Genomic DNA, 2,568 nt, shown 5'->3' on the forward strand with positions numbered 1-2,568 from the left:
AACCCAGATCTCAAAGGTCTGGGCGCAGAAGCCCGCGCCGTACCGCCTAAGCGGTCGGCGTCGGGAGTACGTCACAGATCCATCAGGGTAAAAATCGCACCGTGGAAGGGACTCGAACAAGGCGATCGCGTCCTCGGGGTGCTTGCATGTGTGGCGATAAAAATGCTACGATAGAGAAATTAAAAATTCCCCAATCCGCTGGAGGGTGGGTGGGTTGCACTGGTGGTCCCGCCCTGGGCGATCGCGGCCAGGGGGAAAGCCAAAGCGACTAACTGGTGAAGCAAGTGGCATCCAAATAGTCGATGCGAGCCAGGGGGCTGAGGGCGGCGAGTATGTCTTTGCCATAGCTGCGGTGTTGCACCCGGTTATCTAGGAGAGCAACCACGCCGGGTCGCTGACGAACTGGGGCGATCGCCCGTTGCAACTCTTGCAGGCAAGTGGGCAGCAGGTACAAGCGAAACCAATCGAGGCGCTGGCGCTTGTAATGAGCCACCAGACCCGCCACCGCTGGATTTTCTAAAGAAGGAATGGGCAAAGTGGCGATCGCGAGCAACTTTGGCCCAGGTAACTCGGCGTGATAAGTACGCCAAAATTCCCACCCAGTGACTAAAATCCCATTTTCCGACAACTGGGTTTTTTCCACCTGGACGCGAGAGCCGAATTCTGCCGCTAGCATCGCACCGAGGCGAGTTTTCAGGGGCACATCTCCCACCACGATCGCCGTCAAACCGGTCGCCGCCGCACTGACACAGATTAAGGTGCGAATTTCTGCTAATAATGCGCTGACAAATTGTGGAGTATTGGGCAAAGGAAAGCGAGCGGGCAAATACAGGGGAATCACTTCGTTGTGGCGATCGAGGGAAAACTTCACCGTGGTGAGGTCGCCCAATCCCAGTTTTTCGCGGAAAATAGGCGCTTCCGGGTCGAGATCCAAGCCGCCGCCGACGATCGCCACCGGCTGACGTTGCCAGACTTTCTCCAGGGCGGGAGCCACTTCTACCGGACTACAGTACAGAGTAAACTGACCGTGTTGGCGGTCAATCGAGGCCCACAGCAGTCGTTCTGGATTCTGGAGTCCCTGCCAAAATGCCCTCCAATTGTCCGGCACATGGGAGAGGCGATCGCCCTGTGGGGAGTTGCCGTTTTGACTCGCGGTGGCCAAGCAATGGTACAGAGCGGTTAAAATCTCTTGTTCGGGAGCATCGAGCAAGCAACACTCGTAAGGATTCGGGGGATGTTGAAAAATGGCGCGGGTCAGTTGTACCCTGGCATTGCGAATTTCCTCCGCGCGATCGGGACGGGCCACCATGAGCTGGTTCCAGTCCACCGCTTCGATTTCCACTCGGAGCTGTTCGCGAATCCAGGTTTCCAAGTTCTCCGCATCATCGATAATCGTCGGAATACCCAGAGGGATGCTTGAGCATTCCGCAAGGGCATCTTTCAGCCATGCTTGAGGAGAAACCATCAACAGTCCCTCGAAATCATCCCCGGGCCAGCGCAGAAGATCCGAGGAGCTACCCCGATCCCCTTTGCGGATGGGTTTATTCATCTCGATCCACTGCTGTAGTTGAGGGATTTCCACCAACAGCAAGTGCTGTTGCACCGATTCGGGGGCAACTAAAATCACCGGTCCGGACCACATCAATACCGGGGTTAAATAACTGAGGCGATGACGAGCGCGACACCCGACGGAGGGCATTCCGGTTTGAATGAGCGCACTGCGTCCCAGACGCAACGCTCGCGCCACCAGCCGTGCCATTGTTAGATGATGGGGCCAGTAAGGTTCGCCTTGCGATCGCAGGAATGCGCGCAGTTGTTGGTGGACTTCTACTTCAATCACTTGTTCTCTATCGAGGTTTGACGAAAGGCACTCCAATCAGCCTCCCGATTAATGGTGTGGGTAAATTGGTGGTTTCAACTGAGATCTTGCACCAGTTGCAACACCCGGCGTGGGTTTTGAACCGTCCCCTTACCTAGCAAGTCGGTTTAAACCGACTGAAATGCTTTTACTGTAAGCTTCCGAGTCAGTTTTTAACCCCATGCAAGCGATGAGGCTCTAACTTAAGTTTCCGCCGGATCGTGGGGTCTACAAAAGGTTGTTGAGAATGGTGCAAGATTTCAGGCTCCCCGGACTCTGGAGGATATCTTAACCTGCTTTACCTTGAACCCGTCCGGGATAGGGCATCGTGCAGGCGGCGAAGCGTGGTTTGCAAGACCTGAGAATGCACTTTCCTCAAGCGTGGAAATTGCTTCGTGGTTTTGGGCCGAGTATTTTGCTGACGTTGATAGAACCCGAATAGCTCCTCAGCAGGTCCGATCTATTCTTCTATTGCCAGGAAAGACCTTTACGGGGGGCACTTACGCGAGGGAAGCACTGCAAACCTCGAGTTCGCCCTCGGCGTAGTGGTACGCGCCGGTGCAGGTTTCGAGCCATTCGAGCAGTTCGCTATGCACTGCGGCATTGGGATAGATTGGGTAGGGGTAGTTGATTCTGTTAAACTAAGCAATTCCGTCACCAGAACTACTCGTCTTCAAAACCGGACTTGAGACTTTCACCTCATCCGGGGA

Annotated in this window: 1 protein-coding gene; it reads right to left on the minus strand. The window is 54.9% G+C overall.

The window, feature by feature from the left end:
• Nucleotides 1-268 precede the first annotated feature (268 nt).
• Nucleotides 269-1,840: an ATP-dependent DNA helicase gene (locus tag LKK83_RS16610; protein ID WP_324632346.1), complete on the minus strand. Its 1,572-nt coding sequence runs from the start codon at nucleotides 1,838-1,840 to the stop codon at nucleotides 269-271.
• Between the last annotated feature and the right edge of the window lie 728 nt (nucleotides 1,841-2,568).

This window comes from Phormidium sp. CCY1219, from assembly GCF_035615515.1.
GTDB lineage: Bacteria > Cyanobacteriota > Cyanobacteriia > Cyanobacteriales > Laspinemataceae > CCY1219.